The sequence below is a fragment of the Riemerella anatipestifer genome, from assembly GCF_035666175.1.
Taxonomy (GTDB): domain Bacteria; phylum Bacteroidota; class Bacteroidia; order Flavobacteriales; family Weeksellaceae; genus Riemerella; species Riemerella anatipestifer_D.
In genome coordinates, this window is record NZ_CP142016.1 from 233046 (window position 1) to 257421 (window position 24376).

Sequence of the window (24376 nt, forward strand, 5' to 3'; positions counted from 1 at the left end):
AAAACCGCCTCAGAATTGAGGCGGTTTAAAGATATTTTAGAAAAGTATCTAATCTAATTATTTAGATTATTTACCTTCTTCCATTTTCTTTTTAAGTTCTGCAAGAGCATCAATATCTCCTAGAGTTGTTTTCTCTTCAGATGCAGAGCTTTTAGTAGCAGCTTCTTTTACATTTTTCTTTTCTTCTTCACGGAAAAGACCTGTGTGAGATACTACCACTCTCTTAAATTCTTTATTGAATTCAATTACTTTAAATTCAGCTTCATCACCTTTCTTGATTTTAGAACCATCTTCTTTTTCAAGTAATCTAGCAGGACAGAAAGCTTCTACCTCTACATCTTCAAATTTAACTTGAGCTCCTTTATCAAAAACATCAGATGCTACACCTGTGTGTACAGTACCTTCAGCATATTTAGTTTCAAATTTGTCCCAAGGATTTTCTGTAAGTTGCTTATGACCTAAAGAAAGTCTTCTAGCATCTACGTCTAACTCTAGAACTACTACATCTAACTTGTCTCCTACGCTGCAGAATTCAGATGGATGTTTGATTTTCTTAGTCCAAGAAAGGTCAGAAATATAGATAAGTCCATCAATTCCTTCTTCTAATTCTAAGAATACACCAAAGTTAGTAAAGTTTCTTACAGTACCAGAATGCTTAGAACCTAATGGATATTTATCTTGAATGTTAGTCCAAGGATCTTCAGAAAGTTGTTTCATACCTAAAGATATTTTTCTCTCTTCCTTATCCAAAGTAAGTACTTGAGCTTCAACCTCATCTCCTACTTTTACGAAATCTCCAGCACTTCTAAGGTGTGTACTCCAAGACATTTCAGAAACGTGGATAAGACCTTCTACACCTGGAGCTACTTCTACGAAAGCACCATAGTCAGCCAATACCACTACTTTACCTTTTACTTTATCACCTACTTTTAGGTTTTCATCAAGAGCGTCCCAAGGATGAGCTTCTAACTGCTTCATACCTAATTGGATTCTTGTTTTATCCTCATCAAAATCAAGGATAACCACTTTCACAGTTTGTCCATCTTCTAAGATTTCTGTTGGGTGGTTTACTCTAGACCAAGAAAGATCTGTGATGTGTACTAGACCATCAACACCACCTAGGTCGATAAACACACCGTAAGAAGTGATGTTTTTAACTGTTCCTTCAAGAACTTGACCTTTTTCAAGCTGAGCGATGATTTCTTTTTTCTGATCTTCAATATCAGCCTCGATAAGAGCTTTGTGAGATACCACCACATTTTTGAATTCAGGGTTAATTTTAACCACTTTGAACTCCATAGTTTTACCTACATACTGGTCGTAATCTTTAATAGGCTTAACATCTATCTGAGAACCAGGTAAGAATGCTTCGATACCAAATACATCTACAATCATACCACCTTTTGTTCTAGACTTAACGAAACCGTTTACTACTTCACCACTTTCGTGATATTGGTTTACTTTATCCCAAGCCTTAAGCGTTCTTGCTTTTTTATGAGAAAGTTGTAATTGTCCTGTTTTGTCCTCTCTTCTGTCTACCATTACTTCTACCTCGTCACCTACTTTTAAGCTAGGGTTGTAACGGAATTCGTTAAGAGAAATAACACCTTCTGATTTGAAATCAATGTCAACGATAGCTTCTTTGTCTGTAAGTCTTACTACTTTACCTACGATAACATCATCTTCTGCTAAATCGCTTAAAGAACCTTTGTAGATTTCCTCAAGCTCTTTTTTCTCGTTTCTGTCCTCAGCATTAAGACCAGATTCAAAAGAATCCCAATCAAAATTTTCAGGTGCTACATTTTGGTTCATAAGAACCTCTTCTTGTTGTTTTGTCTGTTCTGACATAATAAAATAATTTGTATCCAAAACTACCATTCTTTGAGCTAAAACGGATAAATGGGCTTTGAAGTTGGTTAAATATTATAGTTTTTTACTTTTTGCTCAAAAAAAGTCCGTAAAAAGTGGTGCAAATATATGTAAAATTTATTATCTGACAATATGATTTTTAGACTTTTAAATCAAAATTATTATCAGATATAATATTTAAAGTAAGTTTACTCGTTGTGCATTTTAAATAATACTGATTTTTAGATGATTTAATTTTCTTTGGAAGATAAATTTATTGATATATTGAATAACCGTTGCGGCGGTTATTTTACTGATTATCCTTGTTTTAAAGCCTTCAAAAGTTTTAGCATAGTTTCTTTTAATCATAAATTGGTCGCAAAGTTGAGAGAAAAATGTCTCAATTCGTTTTCGCTTTTTCTTGTACAATGAAAATTGAGGAATATAATCTTTCTGATTACTTCTCATTGGTGTATCTAATTTAATATTAGCATAGTTAAATAAATCTATTTGAACTTTTGCTGATAAATAGCCTCTATCTCCAATTAAAGTACAGTTTCGCATTTGCTCACCAATATCTTTTAAATAGTGGATGTCGTGAACGGATGCAGGGCTTATATCAAAATTCTTAATCACAACCCGTTGTGCATTATGAAATAAAAAAAACAAGAGTTGTTTATTAGACTGAAAATCAGTATATTGTTTTTGCTATAAAACGATATAAATGAACAACTTAGAGCAAATATATGAAAGAATTTTGGAAGTTTTAGGACTTTTTTCAGAAAATCAACTGATTAGTTATCAGAGAAGAACACCTAAAATGAGCGATTTAGAAGTCATAAGTCTTAATATTACTGCTGAATACTTGAGTATTGATAGCGAATTACAGTTATTTAGAAAATTGCCAAACTCTCTGATAAACAAAATTGAAAGAAGTGTTTACAATAAGCGAAAACGAAGACTATCCCTACAAACAGAGCAAATTAGACAGCGTATTTCGATGGAGTTCAATGAGTTTGAAGATATTTTTATCGTTGATAGCATGCCAATGAAAGTTTGTGAAAATGCTCGTTCTACTCGTTCAAAAATTTGTAAAGAGCAATCCTATTCTTTACCAACATATGGTTATTGTGCTTCACAGAAATTATATTTCTATGGCTATAAACTACACGCAGTATGTTCTTTAAATGGTGTGATTAAGAATTTTGATATAAGCCCTGCATCCGTTCACGACATCCACTATTTAAAAGATATTGGTGAGCAAATGCGAAACTGTACTTTAATTGGAGATAGAGGCTATTTATCAGCAAAAGTTCAAATAGATTTATTTAACTATGCTAATATTAAATTAGATACACCAATGAGAAGTAATCAGAAAGATTATATTCCTCAATTTTCATTGTACAAGAAAAAGCGAAAACGAATTGAGACATTTTTCTCTCAACTTTGCGACCAATTTATGATTAAAAGAAACTATGCTAAAACTTTTGAAGGCTTTAAAACAAGGATAATCAGTAAAATAACCGCCGCAACGGTTATTCAATATATCAATAAATTTATCTTCCAAAGAAAATTAAATCATCTAAAAATCAGTATTATTTAAAATGCACAACGAGTTAAATAATCATTTTGCAAATAATATAAGAAGCCATTATCTACGATAAAATCTTTAATATCGTTAAAATCTATATCTAAAACAAAAGAGTTAAGTAATCTATTTTCTCTGAAATGATACTGCAACAAGGTTTTAGACATAGGATTAAGCAACCACATAAATTGTAGATTTTCCATATACAAATGGCTGATATAGCTAGGACTCTGGCTAGGCTTAAGACTTTGGATTTCGTTAAGGTTTTGGTCTAGCATTTTTATTTCCTGCTGATTTTCCGAAAACAAAACGATATTAAGAGGATTTTGCACCGATTGAACCTTAAACGGAAACACCATCATCATTCGTCCTTGCTTTTGCCCTTGTATGTTATATTTGGTAAAGCTAAAATCGTTATTCTGATATAGGTAGATATTTTCATAATCGTCTATAAAAATATCTTGCACAGATTTTAATATCTTCTCATCTATAGGTATAATAACCTGCGCAGCAAGGTTTGCTACCCAAAAACTTATAACGAAGACAAGGGTTCGCACTTCACTAAATTATTTAATCTTAACCTCGTAGATTTTATCCCAATTTTTTCCTGTAACTAGCATATTTTCACCTTTGAAGGCAATTCCATTTAAAACATCATCTTCTCCTGTGGTGTGTTTTTTAGCTATCTCCGAAAAATCAAATTTCCCTACCACTTCCCCTGTGTTTGGATTGATTTTCAGTATATACGGCTGTTGCCATACATTAGCGTAAATAAATCCTTGATGGTATTCTAGCTCATTAAGTCGGTCATAAGCTTGGGTGTTTCCTGCTACGGCAATCTGCTTAACAATTTCAGACGGGTTATTAGGATTTAAAAAATAAAGATTTTTTGTTCCATCTGACAAAATAAGACTTTTACCATCATAGGTAAGTCCCCACCCCTCGCCTATTGCACCAGGATAAGGGAATTCTGATAAAAGTTTTAAACTAGCCTTATCATAAATAAACCCTTTTTTGTTTTGCCAAGTGAGTTGATAAACTTTATCGCCTACAATAGTAGAACCCTCCGAAAAAATATCGTTAGACTGTGGCGTTACAGCCAAAGGCGTTATACTTCCTAAGTTATATTTTAAGATTCTGGAGCTACCGTGTTGCCCATCACTTTCGTAAATGGTATTACCCTCTAACTGAAATCCTTGTACGAAGTTTTCGGTACTATGCGGATATTCGTTCACGATAGTATAGCTTAAATTTTGTTCTGGATTTTTAGCAAAAACATAGATAGTGGCGTCTTGAGTTAATGTTTCTCCACTTTTAGTTTTAATAACAAAAGATACCTCGTTATCACCTAGGCTAAAAACTTCAGGCGTAACCTTAAGGTCTGATATTTCCTTATCTCCAAAACTAATACTTATTGTTTCAGCGTTTTTGGTAACCTCTTCTGGAAGTTTAATAGCATCACCGAAATGATACCCTTTTTCTTCCATAGAAAGGTTATACTCATTAAGTGTATTTAATATCTCTTTATCTTTATTACAAGAGGCTAAAAGCATTAAGCCTAAACAAGCCACAATAATATTTTTTTTCATAATTAGAATCTTTATTTTTCAGTTTTTAATTATACTTTAACTTTTGTTTTATCTACATTCAAAATTTTATAAACCATTTCTTTAAGAAGCTCAGCGTCCGTCATATTTACCGCTCCTAGACCTTTACTTTTCATATCAAATTCTCTAAGAATGGATATAATTCTAGTAGCGTGTTTTAGCGGATAAAGTCTCGCCGAAGTTTCATAATCTTTAATAAAATAAGGATTAACGCCCATCTCTGCCGCAATACTCTGTGGCGACATACCTTTAAGACTATGAAAAACAATGAGGTTAGAAAAATAATTGTACAAACTACCCAACATCATCACAAACGGATTAGATTTTGGATTTTTACCGATGTAATAAGCTATTTTCATCGCTTGTTCTTCATTCTTCGTTCCTAATGCCTTTTGTAATTCAAATACATTATAATCTTTACTAATCCCAATATGTTTCTCCACTAGAAGGCTATTAAGTACCTCGCCTTCCTTTAAAATCAGTTTAAGTTTATTGATTTCATTAGCTATTCTAGAAAGGTCGTTTCCTAGATATTCGGCTAAAATTGTAGGGATATTAGGTTCTGCTTTCAGCCCTGCTCTAGAAATTTCATCTTGTATAAATTGAGGCAAATTCCAATCTTTGACAGGTTCGCTAAGGAAAAGCATTTTGTTCTTAGCCAAAGTTTTAGCAAACTTTTTTCTAGAATCTACTTTTTTATGCTTGTGAGCAATTACCAAAATGGTAGACGGCACAGGATGATTAACATAGGCTTCTAGGGCTTCTATCTCTTTTTCCGTAAGTCTAATATCTTGAGCTTCTTTGAGTACAATAAGCTGTTTATCGCCCATCATTGGGAACTGTCTTGCTAACGCCAACACTTCCGAATAGGTAGTATCCTTACCATAAACTACGGTTTGGTTAAACACTTTTTCGTCTTCCGTAAGGACTTCATTTTCGAAATGTTTTACCGCTACATCTATATAATAGGGCTCTTCCCCATAAAAAAAATAAATAGGGAGAAGTTCTTTATTTTTAATATTTTTGAGGATTATTTCTAACTCTTTCATAAAAATGCAACTTCCAAAACTTAATTTTTCGGAAACTTTTGATTTCCAGTTTAGGAAAGACAAAGATACATTTTTTATTTACGATTTACCAAGAAAATCATGGTTGATGCTTACACCCGAAGAATGGGTGCGACAACACTGGATACATTATTTCCACAAGACTAAAGGTTATCATCTCTCTGCTCTTATTACAGAACAAAAATTAGAGCTTAACGGAACAACAAAACGCCTAGATTTACTAGTTACAGAAAAGGCAAAACCTAAAATTTTAATAGAGTGCAAAGCTCCTTCCGTTCCTCTTACCGAAACCACTTTTGAACAAATTGCAAGATACAATAGCATTGTAAAATCTCCTGAAATTATTTTAAGTAATGGCGTGCAACACATCTATGCCAAATATGAGAATGAAAATTACACTTTCTACAAGAGAGAGTTATACTAATTTATAAGTAGTCTAGCCTATTTTGTCATTGTTAATTGTTAAATTTGCAATTCTTATAATTTTTAGAGTATGAATCCAAAACAAGATATAAAAACTCCTAGTAAAACCTTATCCAAAGGGCGTATTATTATAGGTGTAAGTTTAGTTTTAATTTCTGCCATCTTAGTTCTTTCTTTCATTTCTTATTTGGGAAGTTGGAAGTCTGACCAAAGCCAAGCAGGAATGCTTACGGACAAATCTGTAAAATCTTCTAATTTTATAGGAAAATTTGGAGATTGGCTAGGGAATCTATTCATCTTTGAAAGCTTCGGAATAAGTGCGTTTATTATTGCTTTCTTAATCTTTATGCTAGGAACTTTAGTTCTTAAAAAGAAATATTTTAAACCTTTAAAAGCATTCTCTCATTCGTTATTTTTTATTTGTTGGTTGCCTATTTTTATTGGAGCCATTACCAAAGGCGAAGGAGTTTTAAGTGGTGTATATGGTTTCCAAATATATGATTATCTAAGCGTATTCATCGGAGATTTTGGGCTTTGGCTTATCCTTATCACTAGTATTACTTTATACTTTGTTTTAGAGTTTAACCTTCGTCCGAGCGTTATTAAAGCTAAGTTTGACCATCTTAACGATAAAGCGACTTCTACTTTAGAAAACATTAAAGCTAAAACAGGTTTCCAAGATGACGAAGAAAATGAAGATGCTTCTTCTGAGGATACCACAGATTTAGACTCTGATACAGATAACCTAGTCAAAGAAGAACCCACTAATAATATTATCTCTACTCCAAAAGTAGAAATTCCTACTAAAAAGGAAAATATCTCCTTTGATAATATCAATTTTGATTTAGAGCCTCAATCTACAGCCGAAATCATTGCGACACCTAATAAAACTTCGGAAACTAAAAAGGAAAATATTGTAGAAGTTTCTTTAGAATCAACTCCTAAGGAAGAGGTTTTAAATGATGATGATATTGATTTCAGTATAGAAAAAACAGCTCCTGTAGAAGTTGTGGAAAGTGAAGATATCGCTAGTGAATTAGTAAAAAAACACGGACTGTATGACCATAGACTAGAATTAGCTAAATTCCAAATGCCTAGCATTGAACTACTAGCCGACTATGGCAACGAAGAAATTACCATCAATAAAGAAGAACTAGAGGAAAACAAAAATAAAATTGTAGGACTTCTAAAAAACTTTAATGTAGGTATCGCACAGATAAAAGCAACCATCGGTCCTACCGTTACTCTCTACGAAATAGTACCAGAAGTAGGTACAAGAGTAGCGTCTATTAAAAAACTACAAGATGATATAGCTCTTAACCTTTCGGCGTTGGGGATTCGTATTATTGCACCTATGCCTGGTAAAGGGACAATAGGTATAGAAGTACCTAGAAAAAATGCGTCTATGGTATCTATGCGTTCGGTAATTGCTTCTCAAAAGTTCCAAACCACGGATATGGATTTGCCTATTGTATTCGGTAAAACCATTTCTAACGAGGTCTTTATGGCAGATTTAGCCAAAATGCCTCACCTCCTAATGGCAGGAGCTACAGGACAAGGTAAATCCGTAGGAATCAATGCGATATTAGCTTCTTTACTTTATAAAAAACACCCTAGCGAACTTAAACTAGTATTAGTTGACCCTAAAAAAGTGGAACTTTCGCTTTATTCCAAAATAGAAAGACACTATTTAGCCAAACTACCTGATACCGAAGAGGCTATACTTACAGATAATTCTAAGGTTATCAATACACTTAACTCTCTGTGTATTGAGATGGATAACAGGTACGATTTACTTAAAAATGCTTTCTGTAGAAACCTTAAAGAATACAATAAAAAATTCACTGAAAGAAAACTAAATCCAGAAAACGGACACCGTTATTTACCTTATATCGTTTTGGTAGTAGATGAGTTTGCAGACCTTATTATGACGGCAGGTAAAGAGGTAGAACACCCTATTGCTCGTCTAGCACAGCTAGCTCGTGCGGTTGGGATTCATTTGATTATTGCAACCCAAAGACCATCGGTAAATGTTATCACTGGTATGATAAAGGCTAATTTCCCTGCTAGAGTATCTTTCCGAGTAAATGCAAGTGTAGATTCTAGAACGATATTAGATGCTACTGGTGCTGACCAACTAATAGGCAAAGGAGATATGCTCTACACCAATGGTAATGATATTATCCGTGTACAATGTGCCTTTATAGATACACCTGAAGTTGAGAAAATAGCTGATTTTATAGGCGAACAAAAAGGCTACCCTGGAGCTTACGAACTACCTGAATATAGTGGAGAAGATAACGGTGGTTCTAGTAGCGATTTTGACCCTAATGAAAAAGATTCCCTCTTCGAAGAGGCTGCTAGAATTGTAGTTTCTACACAACAAGGCTCTACTTCCATGCTACAAAGACAGCTTAAATTAGGATACAACAGAGCTGGTAGAATTGTAGACCAGTTAGAAGCAGCTGGAATTTTAGGTAGCTTTAATGGTTCTAAAGCAAGGGAAGTCCTCATTCAAGATTTAACATCATTGGAACAGTTTTTGGAATCAATGAGACGAAATTAAAAAAACAATCTATGAAATCTATATTAAAAAAAACAGGATTAGTCGTTTTATCTCTAGGAGCTATTTCTTACCTATCAGCTCAAAAAGTTGATGCAAAGGCGAAAGCTCTTCTAGATGGTGTATCAGCTAATTATAAATCAAAAAAGAATACCTACTTTAAATTTTCATACGGTTCTGGTAAGAATAAAGTTCAGAAAGCTGAGACAGGTATTTTCTATTCTAATGGTTCTCAATACAAACTAAAAATAATGGGAATTGAGCAGATATTTGACGGAAAAAAAGTTTACAATATCAGTGATGAAAACCAAGAGGTTACCATAGCAATGCCCAACAATGATACAACAATGTTTTCTCCTATAAACTACCTAGACGATTACAAAAAGGGCTACAATATTGAGTATCTAGGCAAAAAGAAAATCAGTACAGGCAAAGTAGCCGACTTAATAAGAATGAAACCCACTAAACAAGGTGAAATAAAATATGTTTATCTTTTTGTAGATGCTGGTAAAAAAGAACTCTTAAAACTAGAACAACAATCTAAAGACAATGATATTGCAGTGATTGATATTAAAGACTTTAAGTATAACCAAAATTTAAGTGTTGATATCTTTAGCTTTAATAAATCAAAATATCAAAACTACATCATTACTGAACTCTAAATATTTATACAAATGAAATCTTTAATATTAACATTAGGGCTTCTCTCCTCCTTTGCTTTAGGGCAAAACCATAATTTTAAGAGAGAAATGCTTCCAAATGAAATAGAGACTCAAAAGCTCAATCGTATTAAAAATGATTTTTATAGAAATAAAGATAATGATTATAGCAGAGCTAATACTTATGCCGAGTTGTTTATAAGAGTTCCTAACCCTAATTATAGGAGATACACCATTAGTATTTCTGACCAGACTATTGAAAACAGAACAGGTTTCTTTAGGTTCTTTGATTTGGAGGCGGGCAGACATCAGCTTACGGTACTTAGAAACGGTATTCCTATTTACAAAACTGTAGTATTTTTGAGAAACAATCAGCGTTCTTTATTAGATTTTTATCCTTTTGAAGGTCTATTTCTAGTAGATGAAATACCTATACAGCAGGAATACCCTGAATATCCCAATTGGAGACCAAACGAAAATGTAATGAACTCCACCGAATTTCAACAATTTTTGGAATATTTCAAAAAACAAAATTTTGATGACAATAAAAAGGAGGTATTTTTAGTTCAAAGTCAGACCACCAGCTTCACTTCCCAACAAGTATTAGAACTCATAAAGATAATGAATTTTGATAAAGGAAGGCTAGAAGTTGCCAAAGCTGCTTACATCTATTGTCCCGACCCACAAAACTATTACATAGTCTCGGAAGGGTTTTCTTTCAGAAACTCTAAGACGGAACTTTCTGACTTTATACTAAAAAATAGACGCTAAAAATTATTATTAAAAAAACTATAAAAATTGCCACAGAGGTTTTATCTTTGTGGCTTTTAAATTGATTTTGTAATCATAAACATATGCTGAAAAAACTAGATCGCTATATCATTAAAACTTTTTTTGGACCGTTTTTGTTCATATTCAGCGTATTGTTTTTTATTTTCTTGGTTAATATCATTTGGATTAAACTCTATCAGTTTACAGGAAAAGGGCTTTCTCCCTTTGAAATAGGCAAACTTTTGTTCTATATGGGCGTTAGCGTAGTTAATATGGTACTCCCTCTTACGGTACTCCTTTCTTCCATAATGACCTTCGGAGCATTTGGTGAACGCTATGAACTCGCAGCAATGAAAGCGGCAGGTATCTCGTTATTTAGAATTATGCGTCCGCTCATATTCGTTGTAACGCTACTCTCCATCATTTTATTTATCTTTTCTAATAATGTAATTCCAGATTTCAACAGAAAAGCCAAAAATATGCTCTACAATATTGCGGTTACCAAACCTGCACTCAACTTTACTGCAGGTCAATTTATCGGAGTAATACCTGGAGCATCTGTAAAATTTGATAAAATTTCTGGAGAAAATGGCGAGAATTTAGAAGGCATCATCATCCATAAAGAAGTAAATGGAAACAATCCACAACAAACTATTATTGCTCCTAAAGGGAAGTTTGTACCTGCACAAAACAGAAACTATCTAAAACTCATCTTATATAAAGGTTATGTTTATGAAGATGAAAATACTAGCTACAATTATAATGAAAGGACTAAACAACCTAACAAAAGTATAAAATTCGATAGTTTAGTAGCCCATTTTGACGTAAGTGAACTTGTAAACAAAGCCATAGAAGAAGAAAAAATTACCGAAAATTATCAATTCCAAACCTATCTAGACATCAATGGTTCTATCGCTCAGCTAGAAAAAGAGCAAAAGACTAGGTTTGATAATATTAGTAACGAGCTAGTGGCTCAGAATAATTTTTATGTCAATTATTTAGATAAATCAAAAAATAAAAAAGCTACACAACCTTTTAAAATTGATACGCTAAAAAAAGAGAAGAAAATAGAGATTCTTTATAATGCATATAAAAAAATAAACACTCTTAAAGAGGACAAAAAAAGTAATAAAGACCCTGAATTATATGAGATGCTTAAACAACGTAGCAAGATGATTATGTATCAGCAAAGGATACTTTCATTTTCCATAACTTGTATTATTTTCTTTTTAATAGGCTCTAGCTTGGGTTCTATCATAAGAAAAGGAGGTATTGGCTTTCCTGTGGTTATTGCGATTGTAATATTCATTATTTTTTATGTTCTTAACTTGACCGTTGAAAATCTATCTTGGAAAGGGAAACTCAACCCTTATTTAGCAGCGTGGCTCCCAAACTTAATACTAGCTCCTCTAGGTATATGGTTTACTGTAAAAGCACTTACAGATTCGCAAATTTTAGATGCTGAAAAGTATAAAGCTTTCTTTAAACCTATAATACAGAAATTCTCAAAGAATAAAGAACATAAGAGGTATCAATAGATTCATTATTCTTTTTATTTTCAAAATATGTCAACTACATACTTTAATTAACTTTTTTATAGCTAGTTTAGCTTTACAATTTTTATCAAAATGCTCTATTCAAAAACTATAAATACTCCTTTAGGTGAAATGATTGCTATTGCTGATGATAATGGGATATATCTATTAGAATTCACAGATAAAAAACATTTAGATACAGAACTAAAAAAACTATATTCCACTCTAAATAATAGTAATATTAAAGAGACCTCAAACCCAAATCTAGAAACCTTAGAGAAAGAATTAAATCTCTACTTTAATCAAAGTTTAAAAGAATTTTCTGTCCCAATACAACTATTAGGGACGCCTTTCCAAAAACAAGTTTGGCAAACTCTACTTAAAATACCTTACGGAAGTACCAAAAGCTATCTACAACAAGCCATAATGATGGATAGTCCAAAAGCAGTGAGAGCTGTAGCTAACGCTAACAGCCTCAATAAGATTGCTATTATAGTCCCTTGCCACCGTGTTATTGGGAGCAATGGTACACTCACAGGCTATGCTGGTGGACTTTGGCGTAAGGAGGAATTACTACAACTTGAAAAAAGCCTTGTCCACCAACAAGATTAATACTTATTTAATACTTAACACATCAATCTCAATTAGAGCATACCGCCACCACCTTCAAAGTCTTCTGAATTGTTTCCTTCCCTCTTTCGTTTAGGTTGTTCTACCTTTTCTCCTTGTTTGAAACGATAAGTTAAAGATAGATTGATTTGTCTTGGTTGCCATTGCATATAAGACTCTCTAGTTGTATTTTCTGTGAAAGTATTTACCGTTCTGTTTCTGGTATTGAATATATCCTGAACATTAAACGCTAAAGTACCATTGCCATTCCAAATAGTTTTAGAAGCTCCAAAATTAAGGGCATACATTGCTTTTCTATCTTGAAACTCGGTTCTAGTACCACCTCTGTAAAATCCTTGTAGCTGAATGCTCAATGTCCTATCTATTCTAAAAGTAGAATTAAGTCTCATTATGCTAGAAAAACCTTTCCCTACAAACGAAGCATTTCTCACCGCAGATGCTCCATCTCTATCTATCACGTTATAAGAAGTTTACCCATCTAGCTTATAGGCAAATAGATTAACACTTGCCATAATCTTCCACCAAGGGTAAAGGTCTGCCGTACCATTAAGATCTAGCCCATATCTAGTATCTGTACCTAAGTTGATAGGCGTTACATAAAAGATATTGGTTCTTTCGTCTTCCCTATAGACCAACATTTTATTGTCATCTGTCGTGCGTCTTAGATAAAAGGTTGGGTTAATGGTAAATTTTTTCTTCTGTATGCTATAACCTAGTTCGTATGAGTCCACATAAGACGGATTCAAATCCATATTTCCTCTAAAGACATTTTGGTCGTCTGTTAATGAAAAATATGGAACTAAGAAAAAGGCTCTAGGTCGGTCTATCCTCCTAGAATAATTAACCAACAACTGATTATTTTTAGCAAAATCATAACTCAAATATACACTAGGGAAAAGATTATTGTAATTTTTGATTTTGTTATCAATAATTTTACCCTCCGACATATTCTGATAATCTATTTTAATGTTAGAAAATTCGTCTCTCAATCCTACTTGATAGCCTAAATTCCCAATTTTACTCTTGAACTGAACATACGCTGCATTGAACAACTCATTATAAACTGTATTATTAGTAAACATACCCAACGGCGAAAACGCTCCACTAGCCCCTAGACTTCTATTCGCTGTATTATCATATTGATTATTATTACTATCCAAACGGTAACCTAGTTCTAATTTAGAATTTTCACCAATGTTAAGTTCATAATCTGCCTTAGCTATAATAGTCTGATTCTTTGAAGCTTGAGAGTTGTCATTAGTTTGAAAACTAAGATGTGGAGTAGCTAAATCTGCCAAAAACAAGGCATCAAAAATATTATTAGACTCTTGACTAATGATAGTATAAGCATCGTTTTTACTTTTTTGATAACTTAATGATAAGGAAAAGTTGTCTTTATCGCTAAACTTATGGTCTAAACCTAAATCTCCTTGAAACGCCAAATTATCATTAGTCCCTTTACTATTCCTTACTGTATAAGGTGTTGGCAAAGTAGTATTATTGTAAAGATAATTAAAATTATTAAAGGCGTCTTCAGTCCCTTTAATACTTCTTATCGTACCCGAAGCATTGATGGAGGTATTTTTACCCAAATCATAGACTATACCTGTAGTAGCATTATAGGTTTTCATTGCGGTATTTCGCTCTCCATTCTGTCTAGACTCTAGCAACTGATTAACTTGGGTATCATTTTTCTTATAAAAGTTGTTATTCCTCGTAGTTCCTTTAGATTCTCTATAACCGCCGCCGCCATTAACAAACCAAGTAAAATTACCTTTTCTCCAACTCAAATTAGCATTAAGGTTAGTCTGTGGCAAATAACCAATAGCCCCAATAACGCTACCATTAAATCCTGTTTTTTTATTTTTTTTCAGAATAATATTGAGAATCCCAGAAGTACCCGAAGCTTCAAATTTAGAAGACTGATTTGTGATAACCTCAATTTTTTCTATTTGTTCCGCAGGGATTGATTGTAATGCATTAGCACCATCATCTATACCCAACATAGATGAAGGTTTACCATTGATTAAAAATCTCACATTAGAGCTTCCTCTCATAGAGACCGTTCCATCTGTATCCACATCTACCGAAGGTACATTTTGCAGTACATCTTGTAAACTCCCTCCCTTACTTACCAAATCAGAAGATACATCATAAGTCTTCTTGTCTAGAGCTCTACTTTGTATGGCTTAGGAGCATTCACAGTAATGGTAACTCTTTCTATTTCCTTAGTCTTAGCATGGGTTACAGTAGTCTCCTTTTCTATTTTAAAATCACCTAAACTTCCACCTGAAAGAATTTCTTTAGTGAGGATTTTTTGTTTAAAATCTATAGCTTCGATAGTAATTTTATAAACTCCTGCATTAAGTGGCAATTTATAATTCCCCTTTTCATCTGTTAACGTAGCATCACTATAAAGTTTATTAGACTGGTGCTCAAAACTTACAGAAGCATAAGGTATTGGCTGGTTATAGGCATCTACTACTCTACCCAAAACTATATTTTTTTGTTGAGCAAAAGAAAAACTCGCCACTCCCACTGTAAGGGTCAGAGCTAAGGTTCTTTTTTTAATAATGCTAACAATTTCTATGTTGTGATTAGGTATTTTCATTTCTAAATATCTTAAATTAATTGTATGATTATATTATTCATAAAGCATAAAGCATTTTTTACTTTATCTGTTTTTCATTAAGCCAATCTTGATATGCTTCTGCGTTTTTTGCATGCTCTACATCGCTGCTTGTAAATTTATGAAAACCCATTCTCTGTGGGTCTGCACACATATAGATGTAATCGTGGTTTTCGGCATTTAGCACTGCATCTACTGAGTTTTTATCTGTTACACAAATAGGTCCAGGAGGAATCCCGACATTAGCATAAGTATTGTATGGCGAAGGCGTTTTTAAATCCTTATAATACACCCTTTTAATAACTTTATTAAAACCACTTGACTGGTTAATAGCGTAAATCACCGTAGGATCAGACTGTAGTTTCATACCCTTTTTATAACGGTTAAGATACAGTCCTGCAATGGTTTTTTGTTCATCTACCCTCCCCCCAGACTCTTTATACACAATAGAAGCCAAAGCATAAATTTGATTTCTATCTAAACCTAATTTATTTTCTTTCTCTAGACGTTCAGCATTCCAAAAATCGTTGTATTGTTTCTCAAAAACACCAAAGAACTCCTTCGGACTTACCGTCCAAAAAAACTGATAAGTATCTATAAAGAAATACTTTTTTAAGTCTTCCGCTTCCGACAAACCTTTAGACTGAGCAATTTGGTTAAACTCTTTTATAAAGGTTAAGGAATCTGCCTCCGTTTTTTTGGCTACACGCCCCATCATTTGGTAAACATTATCAAAAGCAATAATTCTAAAATTATCAGGCGACTGATTGCCTGCTTTTATCATATTTACCAAAGCGGTATTATCCATACCTTCGGTAATTTTATAACGTCCCGTATGAAAAAAACGCTTCATATTTTTGCTCAATGCTACCTGTTTAAAGCTTTCTTTATCTTTAAGATAAGGAGCAACAGAGTCTAATATTTGTTCAAAATGAGCCTCTTTTGGGATATAAAAAACACCTTCTTTTGAAACATTATTCCCATAGTATTTCTTATAAAAACTGTATCCGAAATAACCGCCCACCACAAGAGCAATAGCTAATATAAATCCGATTATTTTTTTCATTTTCTAATTTCAAATAGTTCCTTTAAAAACCTGCAGTGCAGGACCTTCTAACCACACATTACAAAAACCCGCATCTTTCTTTTCGGCATAAACTTTGAGATTACCTCCTAGAGTTTTAATATCTACAGAATTTTTATCCTTATCCTGAATAAAAGACAATGCAGATGCCGTTACTCCTGTACCACAACTATAAGTTTCATCTTCTACACCTCGTTCATAAGTACGCACAAAAAGAGTCTCATCATCTATTTTCTCAACAAAATTGACATTGATACCTTCCTGCTGATATTTTTCAGAGTACCTCACTTGTTTACCTTCTTTATAAACATCTAACTTTTCTACCTCCGAAACAAATCTCACATAATGAGGCGAACCTGTATTAAGCACAAAATCAGACGCATCTCTACTTATATTAGAAACATCTATCATTTTAAGTTTTACCACATTTCCATTTACTTCAGCTTCGTGCAGTCCATCTATTGCATTGAAGGTACATTTATTTTCAAAAACACCTAGAAAATGCGCAAAAGCCACCAAACAACGCCCACCGTTACCACACATTGTGCTTTCTGCTCCATCTGCATTATAATACACCATTCTAAAATCAGTATCAGGGCAATTTTCTAGCAAAATGAGACCATCTGCTCCCACCCCAAAACGCCTATGGCAAAGATGTGCTATATTTTCTTTGCTTTTATCAAAATTCATTTGGCGGTTATTCACCATAATAAAATCATTACCAGTCCCTTGATATTTATAAAAAGTAAGCATAAAGATATTTTAATATTGCAAATGTAACCTTTTTATTTTATACCAAAATCATAAAAACAAGATAAGGCTGACTTCTATTAAAACAATAGATGAACAGCCTAACCTTTCTTCAGCATTTGTGTTTTGAAAAAACTATTTATGATGGAGTTCTATATACACAATCTATGCCAAAACTGTACACAAATAAAAAAAACAAAGTTTTTAACTCACAAAAAATTTCTAAATTTGCATCTTAAGTTATTACAACCCTTATGAAAGAAAAGAAATCACTCAATTTTATTGAACAAATTATAGAAAACGATTTAGAAAACGGACTCCCTAAAGAGAAACTAAGATTTCGTTTTCCACCAGAACCTAATGGTTATTTACATATTGGACATACTAAAGCCATCTGCATCAATTTTGGTTTAGGCGAAAAATACAACGCTCCCGTAAACCTAAGATTTGATGATACTAACCCAGAGAAAGAAGAACAAGAGTTTGTAGATTCTATAAAGAAAGATGTAGAATGGCTGGGCTTTAAGTGGGACAAAGAGCTGTATGCGTCTGACTACTTCCAACAACTCTACGAATGGGCAGTAGAAATGATAAAACAAGGCAAGGCTTATGTAGATGAACAGCCTTCGGAAGAAATTACAGCTCAAAGAAAAACACCTTTTGAAGACGGAGTAGAATCTCCTTACAGAGATAGACCAATAGAAGAGTCGTTAGACTTGTTTGAAAGAATGAAAAACGGGGAGTTCCCAGAAGGTAGCATGAGTCTTCGTGCTAAAATAGATATGACTTCTCCAAATATGAACATGAGAGATCCTGTGATGTACCGTATCTTGAAAAGACCACACCACAGAACAGGCGAGCAGTGGAAAATCTACCCTATGTATGACTGGGCTCATGGTGAAAGTGATTATTTGGAGCAAATCTCTCACTCGCTATGTTCATTGGAGTTTGAAAATCATCGCCCATTATACGAATGGTACTTATCTAATGTCTATGAAGAAGGAAAAAATGCTCCTAAGCAAATAGAATTCGCTAGAATGAATGTCTCTTATATGATTACTTCTAAAAGGAAATTACAGCGTCTAGTAGCTGAAAAAGTAGTTACTGGTTGGGACGACCCTAGAATGCCTACCATCTCTGGTATGAGACGATTAGGCTATCCACCTATTGCCATTAAAAAATTTATTGAGCGAGTAGGCGTTACCAAAAGAGAAAATTTAATTGATGTACAGTTACTAGAGTTTTTTGTGAGAGAAGAACTCAACAAAAAAGCCAAAAGAGTAATGGCAGTGGTAGATCCTGTAAAACTTATTATAGAAAACTACCCTGAAAATGAGGAAGAATGGCTAGAAACGGAAAACAACCCTGAAGATGAAAATGCAGGAACGAGAACCGTTCCTTTCGCTAGAGAACTTTACATAGAAAGAGAGGACTTTAAAGAAGAAGCTAACAAGAAGTTCTTTAGGCTAAAATTAGGAGGCGAGGTACGTTTAAAGTCAGCTTATATAGTTAAGGCAGAGCGTGTAGAAAAAGATGAAAATGGAGAAATTACTACGATATATGCGACTTACGACCCTAAATCAAAATCTGGAAGTGGAACGGAAGAAAGTCTTAGAAAGGTAAAAGGGACTCTGCATTGGGTTTCAGCAAAGCACGCTTTGCCTATAGAAGTGAGAATTTACGACCGCTTATTTACTACGGCACAGCCAGATGCAGAAAAAGAAACCGATTTCTTAGAATACCTCAACCCTGATTCTCTAAAAGTAGTACAAGGCTATGGTGAACCATCATTAAAAGATGTGGATACAGAAGCACCACTTCAGTTCCAAAGGATAGGATATTTTACGAAAGACCAAGACTCTACAGAGGAGAAACTAGTTTTCAATAGAACGGTTACTCTTAAAGACTCATACAAGCCTGAGTAAAATAAATATTTTTAAATCATAAAAAAGGTCAAATGCAATTTCAAGTATTTGACCTTTTTATTTTATAACTTACGCTATCCTCTCAAAAATACCATTGAGCAACATAAAAACCACACCTATGAAAACCCACACTCTAAGAGCGTTGATAAGCCTAGACATTTTAGAATATCTAAAAAAGTACAGTGAAATTCCAACTAATAAATAAACCAAAATAGATACTGAAAAATAATAAGCAACTAGATTAAAATATTTTAATTCATTTACTATTAAATAAGAAGTCAATGAATTAGTTATCAATAGTAAATATAACAAATATATTGTTTTAGTTTTTCCCAATAATACAGGTATAGTAGTATATCCAAACAGTTTATCAGCGGCTCTAGTTACAATATCTTTGATAACATCTATTATCAAAAGTAATATAAACAAGAAAACAGACATTAGAAACAACAAACCTGAAAAATGCCGATAGTAAACCAATAATCCAAAAAAAGGATATAATGATAACGATACATAAGTTAGATTATTCACTACTGCTATTCGGCTCAGTTTATGGCTATAAAACCATATCAGAAACTGATAAATAAGAAAAAATATTAAAATTCGATAAGAAAGAACCAAGGCTATCCCCAACGACAATACATTAAGTAATAAATAAGAGTAAAGAATATATTTCTCTTTAACAAAAGACTGAAAATAACTTCTAAAAGGTTTAGTAATTTGGTCTTTCTCCTTATCGTAAAACTGATTGATAAGCCCTCCTGCCGCTATGGAGAGCAAGGAACAAGCTATAATTCCGTGGACTTTATAATCAAAGACAAAGGCTCTAAGACTTTCTTCTTGATTAAACAAAAAAAAGGTGGATACATAAAGTGTAAACACATAAAAAGCCAAAACAAACACCCTAGCCCCAAGCATTAGGCTAACCATCTGAGAGGCTCTGTAAAACCATCTACGGCGTTCTAGTTTAGACCTTAATTTTTGAAAATCAGAGTTGGATAGCTGCATTTAATTATCATTACTCATCAAAAACGATAAATTACTTCTTTTTTGAAACCTTCCAACATTTTTTCTGCCTTATCATAATCTTGAGTAAAACCTAATATATAGCCTCCACCGCCACTACCACAAAGTTTGAGGTAATAAGTATTGGTGTTTAAACCTTTTTTCCATGCATTAAATATACCTTCTGGAATCATTGGTCTAAAATTCTCGTAAGCCCATAAAGACAGCTTCCTTAAATTCTTAAAAAACGGATTCATATCCTTTTTTAGAAAGGCTTCTATACAAGCATTATTGTAACGAATAAACTCCTCTTTTAAAGTCTTTCTAAACCCTTCTTGTTTTAACTTTTCAAAGAAAATCTGAACCATTGGTCCCGTCTCACCCACCACACCAGAGTCTATAAGAAAAATTGCTCCTTTACCTTGCTGTTCTTTAGGAATAGAAACTCTGTCTACATTTTCTTTATTTTCTATAAGAATAGGTAAATTCATGTAACAGATTAGCGGATCTATACCCGAACTTTTACCATGAAAATAGCTTTCTAACTCTCCAAAGACCTTTTTTAACTGCTTTAAGTCTTCTTTACTAATGTGTTCTGGATTATATTTTTTAAGAGAATAACGCTCAAAAATAGCCGCCACCAACGCACCCGAACTCCCCACTCCATATCCTTGTGGAATATTAGAATCAAAGAATAAACCTTTATTTATATCCTTTTTAAGCTCAGATACATTTAGTTCAAAGTCTTTTGGCAAAGCTAAACTCTGAAGATAATCAGTATATTTTAATAACGATTGGTTAGATTGGCGTTCAAAATCAGAGGATAAATCAGAAAATTTTAAAGTCCCCTTATAAAAACTGTAAGGTAGCGTAAGCCCTTGAGAATTTTCTATAATGCCATATTCTCCAAAAAGTAAGATTTTAGCATAAAAAAGTGGGTTAGCCATTCGTTATCATATTTTGTGATGCAAAGATATAAATTTATTAAAAGTTTTTAAATAAATCTTAAAATATTCTTAGTGCTTGTGATTTAGTCTATCCCTAAAATAAAATAAGCCACTGCTTGTACCCTTGCCAAAAACTCCCGAGTATGATTTCTATAAAAACTTTCTGGTTTGGTAACATCTTGAGCACCAAAAGCTAAAGCATTCATATTCAAGTTTCTTGCAATAAATAAAGCTCTCAAATTATGAAATTCTTGAGAAATGATGATGACCTCATTTTTCTTATAATTGTTCTTACATCTTACAATGCTTTCCTTTGTACTAAAGCCTTTAGGGTCTTGTATAATGACACCTTCTGGGATACCTTCGGTTCTAATGAGATAATTAGCCATAGCTTGAGGTTCATCGTAATACGGGCTTTTTTCGCCACTTACTATAATTTTCTTTATTTTCCCATAATGATAAAGTGCTGAAACAGCCTCCATTCGTTTTGTAAAGTAAGGGTTGGCAATTCCCGACCTCATCTTAGGCGACGTCCCCAAAACCAAAGCTACCTCTCTAGCTGGGATTTTACTAACCTTAGTATAAGTTCTACCGTTGGTAAGGGCATACACCCACAGATTAGCTAGCATCATAGCCAATACCATCAGCTCTGCCAATCCTAAAATAGTTTTAATTATGCCCTTTAGTAGCCTCACTAATCAAAATTAAGTTTTATTTTATCCGACAGAACAACCGAAGTACAAGTTAATATCTTCCCTTGCGAAAGTTCTTTATCGGTAAGATATTCATTTTCGGTCATTTCTACTTCGCCTTCTTCTAGCATACATCTACACGCCCCACATCTACCCGACTTGCAAGAATATGGCAAACGATAACCTTTATCTAAAATCTGTTGCAATAGCTTCCCATTATTATTTTCTAGCACCACTCCAGAGAAAGAATTTCCATCTATTTTCCATTCCACCTTAATATTTTCTACTTTAGGGAAAGTTTCTTCTTCAGGGAAGATAGTTCCTTCGTAAGTATCAAAAAATTCAAAATGAATATTCTTCTTACGAATACCATTTTCATAACTTCCTATTGCCACTTCCTTTATCATTTCCGCAGGACCACAAATCAAAATTTCGTCCACAGCGTCCCAAATAGTAGATTCTTCATCATCTTCGTCCAAATGTAATATTTGATTGATGATAAGGTTCATTTTATGTCTATCTATCCTACCCGAAAATAAAGCGTTGGCATCTTCTTGAGTATAGAAATAATAAACTTGCAATCTATCTCCGTAGAGTTGCTCTAAAGCCTCCAATTCCTCCTTAAGAATAACCTCCGACTTGGTTTTATTAGAATAGAAAAGGTAAAAACGAGTGCCTTTTTCTGTATGTAAAATATGCTTTAAATGCGAAATAATAGGCGTAATTCCTACACCTCCTGCATAGCCTAATATAGTACGCTTTTCACTCGGTTTATCTGCCAAAGTAAAGCGTCCTTTGGGAGCAGAAACCTCAATAATATCCCCAACTGAGTAATGGTTAAATATCTTCTGCGTAAAAGATTGAGGACTATGGATTTTAAGCACTAGCTCTAGCTTACCCTCATAAGGAGCATTGATAATACTATAATCATTCATTTCTCCCTCATGCCTTAGCTTTACATACTGCCCAGATTTAAAACAGAAATGCTCTTTATCCTCATACTCTAACGCTAGAAGGAAGGCATTTTTGGTAATTTCTTCTTTTTTAATTATCTTTAGCCCTTTGAATTCGGGAGTTTTAGTCTTCGGATTTAATTCATTCATAATAGTGGACAAATTTATAAAAAAATTATGAGAAAAATCTTAGTAACACTCGCACTTACGGCTCTAGTAATAAGCTGCAACGACAAAAAAACAGAAACTGTAACTACTCCATCTTCTAGCGATAGCACCAAGGTAGAACAAACTCTTAAGGAAGTATCTAAAGACAAACTTAGCCAACTACTAAAGGCTAAAGAAAACGACACTATCTATGTAACTAATTTCTTTGCAACTTGGTGTGGACCGTGTATGATGGAAATCCCTCATTTCAAAGAAAAAATGAAGGAACTAGACGGTAAACCCGTTAAATTTACTTTTGTAAGTATAGATGATAAGAAAGATTGGGACACAGAGGTTAAAAAATTCGGAGAAGAACAACAACTTTCTAAACATATCCTTTTGTTTGACGGGCAACAATTTGATGATGCCTTTTTCAGCCAGAATTTTAAAGTTTGGCAAGGGCAAGGCATTCCGTTCACTCTAGTTAGAAAAGGTAACAAAACTGAAGAAATAGAAGGCAGTATGTCTAAGGAAGACCTAGACCAACTCCTTGCTGAATTCTTAAAATAAATTGATGCTTAGAGGCAAATTCGGTATTTTAATGGTTAGTATTCTATTGGCGATAATCGTTTTGGTTATCGTCAATTTGAATATAGGCTATATAGATTTAAGCCTAAACGATTTCTTCCAAAATACACCTCAATCGGATATTGCTTCGTTGAGAATCAATAGGACTTTAGCCGTTCTCCTCGCTGGTATGGCGATACCTACCTCTGGCTTTCTGCTACAAGAATATTTCCAAAATCCGTTGGCAGGACCATCAGTATTGGGCATTACTTCCATCGCCAGTTTGAGTGTGGCATTTTATATCTTTTTTTCGCATCAACTTCTCATTCCCGAGTTTTTACAAAACGGATTTATCAGCCTCGTGGCAATTATGGGCAGTTTGGGACTGATGTTCTTCCTTATACTTCTCTCTAATAGATTTCGAGACAATACCTTTCTTGTGATTTTTGGATTTTTAATCTCCGCTTTGGCAGGAGCCATCATTTCCATTTTGCAAGTGTACGCCGAAAATCAAAGCCTAAAAAACTACATTCTCTGGAGCTTTGGTGCAAATAACCAACTCAACCATAACCAAATGATAATCCTTATTACCCTTATCGGTATTGGACTATTCTTTAGCTTCCGAAGTATAAAACCGCTCATCGGTAGCACTCTAGGAACCGCTTATGCCAAAAGTTTCGGCATCAACACCAATGCTCTTAAAGTATCGGTGATTTTAGCCTCATCTCTACTTTCTGCTAGTGTAACGGCTTTCCTTGGACCTATCCTCTTTATAGGTATTGTAGTACCTCATTTTTGTAGAATGATTTTCAGTCCTGCCCTACTTTGGCATCAGTGGGTGCTTAACCTCACGCTAGGCATTGCTATTATGGAGTTGTTTTCTATCCTGTCCGAAATCAGTAAATTGCCTTTAAATATCATCACTTCCTTATTTGGAATCCCGGTGATTTTAGTAATGATGATGAAGCAACGCTCTAAGTATTAAA

20 protein-coding genes and 2 pseudogenes are annotated in these 24376 nt (G+C 33.7%); 10 read left to right on the forward strand and 12 right to left on the reverse strand.

Annotated features, from left to right (window positions below; all coding sequences use genetic code 11):
- Positions 1-66: 66 nt before the first annotated feature.
- Positions 67-1848, reverse strand: coding sequence for a 30S ribosomal protein S1 (gene rpsA / locus VIX88_RS01125; protein ID WP_064970945.1), 1782 nt, complete (start codon positions 1846-1848; stop codon positions 67-69).
- 225 nt (positions 1849-2073) lie between these two features.
- A pseudogene (locus VIX88_RS01130) lies at positions 2074-2484 on the reverse strand (IS982-like element ISRa1 family transposase); the annotation flags it as partial.
- Positions 2485-2572: 88 nt separating this feature from the next.
- Here VIX88_RS01130 and VIX88_RS01135 point away from each other — a divergent pair.
- Complete coding sequence (locus VIX88_RS01135; RefSeq protein ID WP_267274608.1) at positions 2573-3451, forward strand: IS982-like element ISRa1 family transposase; 879 nt, start codon at positions 2573-2575, stop codon at positions 3449-3451.
- Here VIX88_RS01135 and VIX88_RS01140 read toward each other — a convergent pair.
- From VIX88_RS01140 to holA, 3 genes are all read right to left on the reverse strand, one after another.
- A complete protein-coding gene (locus VIX88_RS01140; protein WP_237190372.1) occupies positions 3448-3903 on the reverse strand; it encodes a hypothetical protein in 456 nt (151 codons plus the stop codon). The genes VIX88_RS01135 and VIX88_RS01140 overlap by 4 nt on opposite strands.
- Before the next feature lie 99 nt (positions 3904-4002).
- Positions 4003-5025 (reverse strand): glutaminyl-peptide cyclotransferase, encoded by a 1023-nt coding sequence (locus tag VIX88_RS01145; protein ID WP_064970580.1) that lies wholly within the window; start codon positions 5023-5025, stop codon positions 4003-4005.
- Positions 5026-5054: 29 nt separating this feature from the next.
- On the reverse strand, positions 5055-6092 hold the full coding sequence (holA, locus tag VIX88_RS01150) for a DNA polymerase III subunit delta (RefSeq protein ID WP_064970577.1): 1038 nt from the start codon (positions 6090-6092) through the stop codon (positions 5055-5057).
- 4 nt (positions 6093-6096) lie between these two features.
- Here holA and VIX88_RS01155 point away from each other — a divergent pair, with 4 nt between their 5' ends.
- From VIX88_RS01155 to VIX88_RS01180, 6 genes are all read left to right on the forward strand, one after another.
- The gene (locus VIX88_RS01155; protein ID WP_064970575.1) at positions 6097-6534 is read left to right on the forward strand and encodes a type I restriction enzyme HsdR N-terminal domain-containing protein; all 438 of its coding nucleotides are present in this window, start codon (positions 6097-6099) and stop codon (positions 6532-6534) included.
- A gap of 69 nt (positions 6535-6603) precedes the next feature.
- Positions 6604-9099 (forward strand): FtsK/SpoIIIE family DNA translocase, encoded by a 2496-nt coding sequence (locus tag VIX88_RS01160; protein ID WP_064970573.1) that lies wholly within the window; start codon positions 6604-6606, stop codon positions 9097-9099.
- 11 nt (positions 9100-9110) lie between these two features.
- A complete protein-coding gene (locus tag VIX88_RS01165; RefSeq protein WP_064970571.1) occupies positions 9111-9758 on the forward strand; it encodes a LolA family protein in 648 nt (215 codons plus the stop codon).
- A gap of 12 nt (positions 9759-9770) precedes the next feature.
- Positions 9771-10526, forward strand: coding sequence for a DUF4476 domain-containing protein (locus tag VIX88_RS01170; RefSeq protein ID WP_064970569.1), 756 nt, complete (start codon positions 9771-9773; stop codon positions 10524-10526).
- 83 nt (positions 10527-10609) lie between these two features.
- Positions 10610-12064: an LptF/LptG family permease gene (locus tag VIX88_RS01175; protein WP_214193962.1), complete on the forward strand. Its 1455-nt coding sequence runs from the start codon at positions 10610-10612 to the stop codon at positions 12062-12064.
- Positions 12065-12154: 90 nt separating this feature from the next.
- Positions 12155-12673, forward strand: coding sequence for a methylated-DNA--[protein]-cysteine S-methyltransferase (locus tag VIX88_RS01180; protein ID WP_064970565.1), 519 nt, complete (start codon positions 12155-12157; stop codon positions 12671-12673).
- Between the two features lie 32 nt (positions 12674-12705).
- Here the strand turns inward: VIX88_RS01180 and VIX88_RS01185 are convergent.
- The 3 genes and pseudogenes from VIX88_RS01185 to dapF form a co-directional block, all read right to left on the reverse strand.
- Positions 12706-15302, reverse strand: a pseudogene (locus tag VIX88_RS01185) (TonB-dependent receptor domain-containing protein).
- 58 nt (positions 15303-15360) lie between these two features.
- A complete protein-coding gene (gene mltG, locus VIX88_RS01190) occupies positions 15361-16386 on the reverse strand; it encodes an endolytic transglycosylase MltG (protein WP_064969880.1) in 1026 nt (341 codons plus the stop codon).
- Positions 16387-16395: 9 nt separating this feature from the next.
- Positions 16396-17157, reverse strand: coding sequence for a diaminopimelate epimerase (dapF, locus tag VIX88_RS01195; protein ID WP_064969882.1), 762 nt, complete (start codon positions 17155-17157; stop codon positions 16396-16398).
- Positions 17158-17408: 251 nt separating this feature from the next.
- Here dapF and VIX88_RS01200 point away from each other — a divergent pair, with 251 nt between their 5' ends.
- Positions 17409-19079: a glutamine--tRNA ligase/YqeY domain fusion protein gene (locus VIX88_RS01200; RefSeq protein WP_064970563.1), complete on the forward strand. Its 1671-nt coding sequence runs from the start codon at positions 17409-17411 to the stop codon at positions 19077-19079.
- Positions 19080-19148: 69 nt separating this feature from the next.
- Here the strand turns inward: VIX88_RS01200 and VIX88_RS01205 are convergent, their stop codons facing one another.
- From VIX88_RS01205 to VIX88_RS01220, 4 genes are all read right to left on the reverse strand, one after another.
- On the reverse strand, positions 19149-20087 hold the full coding sequence (locus VIX88_RS01205) for a geranylgeranylglycerol-phosphate geranylgeranyltransferase (RefSeq protein WP_064964669.1): 939 nt from the start codon (positions 20085-20087) through the stop codon (positions 19149-19151).
- A 17-nt stretch (positions 20088-20104) separates the two neighbouring features.
- Positions 20105-21031, reverse strand: coding sequence for a mevalonate kinase (locus VIX88_RS01210; protein ID WP_214193963.1), 927 nt, complete (start codon positions 21029-21031; stop codon positions 20105-20107).
- An 83-nt stretch (positions 21032-21114) separates the two neighbouring features.
- Positions 21115-21726 carry a SanA/YdcF family protein gene (locus VIX88_RS01215; RefSeq protein ID WP_214193964.1) on the reverse strand — a complete coding sequence of 204 codons (612 nt, stop codon included), beginning with the start codon at positions 21724-21726 and terminating at the stop codon, positions 21115-21117.
- Complete coding sequence (locus VIX88_RS01220; protein ID WP_004920004.1) at positions 21726-22826, reverse strand: 2Fe-2S iron-sulfur cluster-binding protein; 1101 nt, start codon at positions 22824-22826, stop codon at positions 21726-21728. Before VIX88_RS01220 ends, VIX88_RS01215 begins: the two co-directional genes overlap by 1 nt.
- Positions 22827-22853: 27 nt before the next feature.
- On the opposite strand from VIX88_RS01220, the gene VIX88_RS01225 reads away from it, so the two are divergent.
- Both VIX88_RS01225 and VIX88_RS01230 read left to right on the forward strand, forming a co-directional pair.
- A complete protein-coding gene (locus VIX88_RS01225; RefSeq protein ID WP_064970559.1) occupies positions 22854-23393 on the forward strand; it encodes a TlpA disulfide reductase family protein in 540 nt (179 codons plus the stop codon).
- A gap of 4 nt (positions 23394-23397) precedes the next feature.
- Positions 23398-24375 (forward strand): iron chelate uptake ABC transporter family permease subunit, encoded by a 978-nt coding sequence (locus VIX88_RS01230; RefSeq protein WP_064970557.1) that lies wholly within the window; start codon positions 23398-23400, stop codon positions 24373-24375.
- The last annotated feature ends 1 nt before the right edge of the window (position 24376 follow it).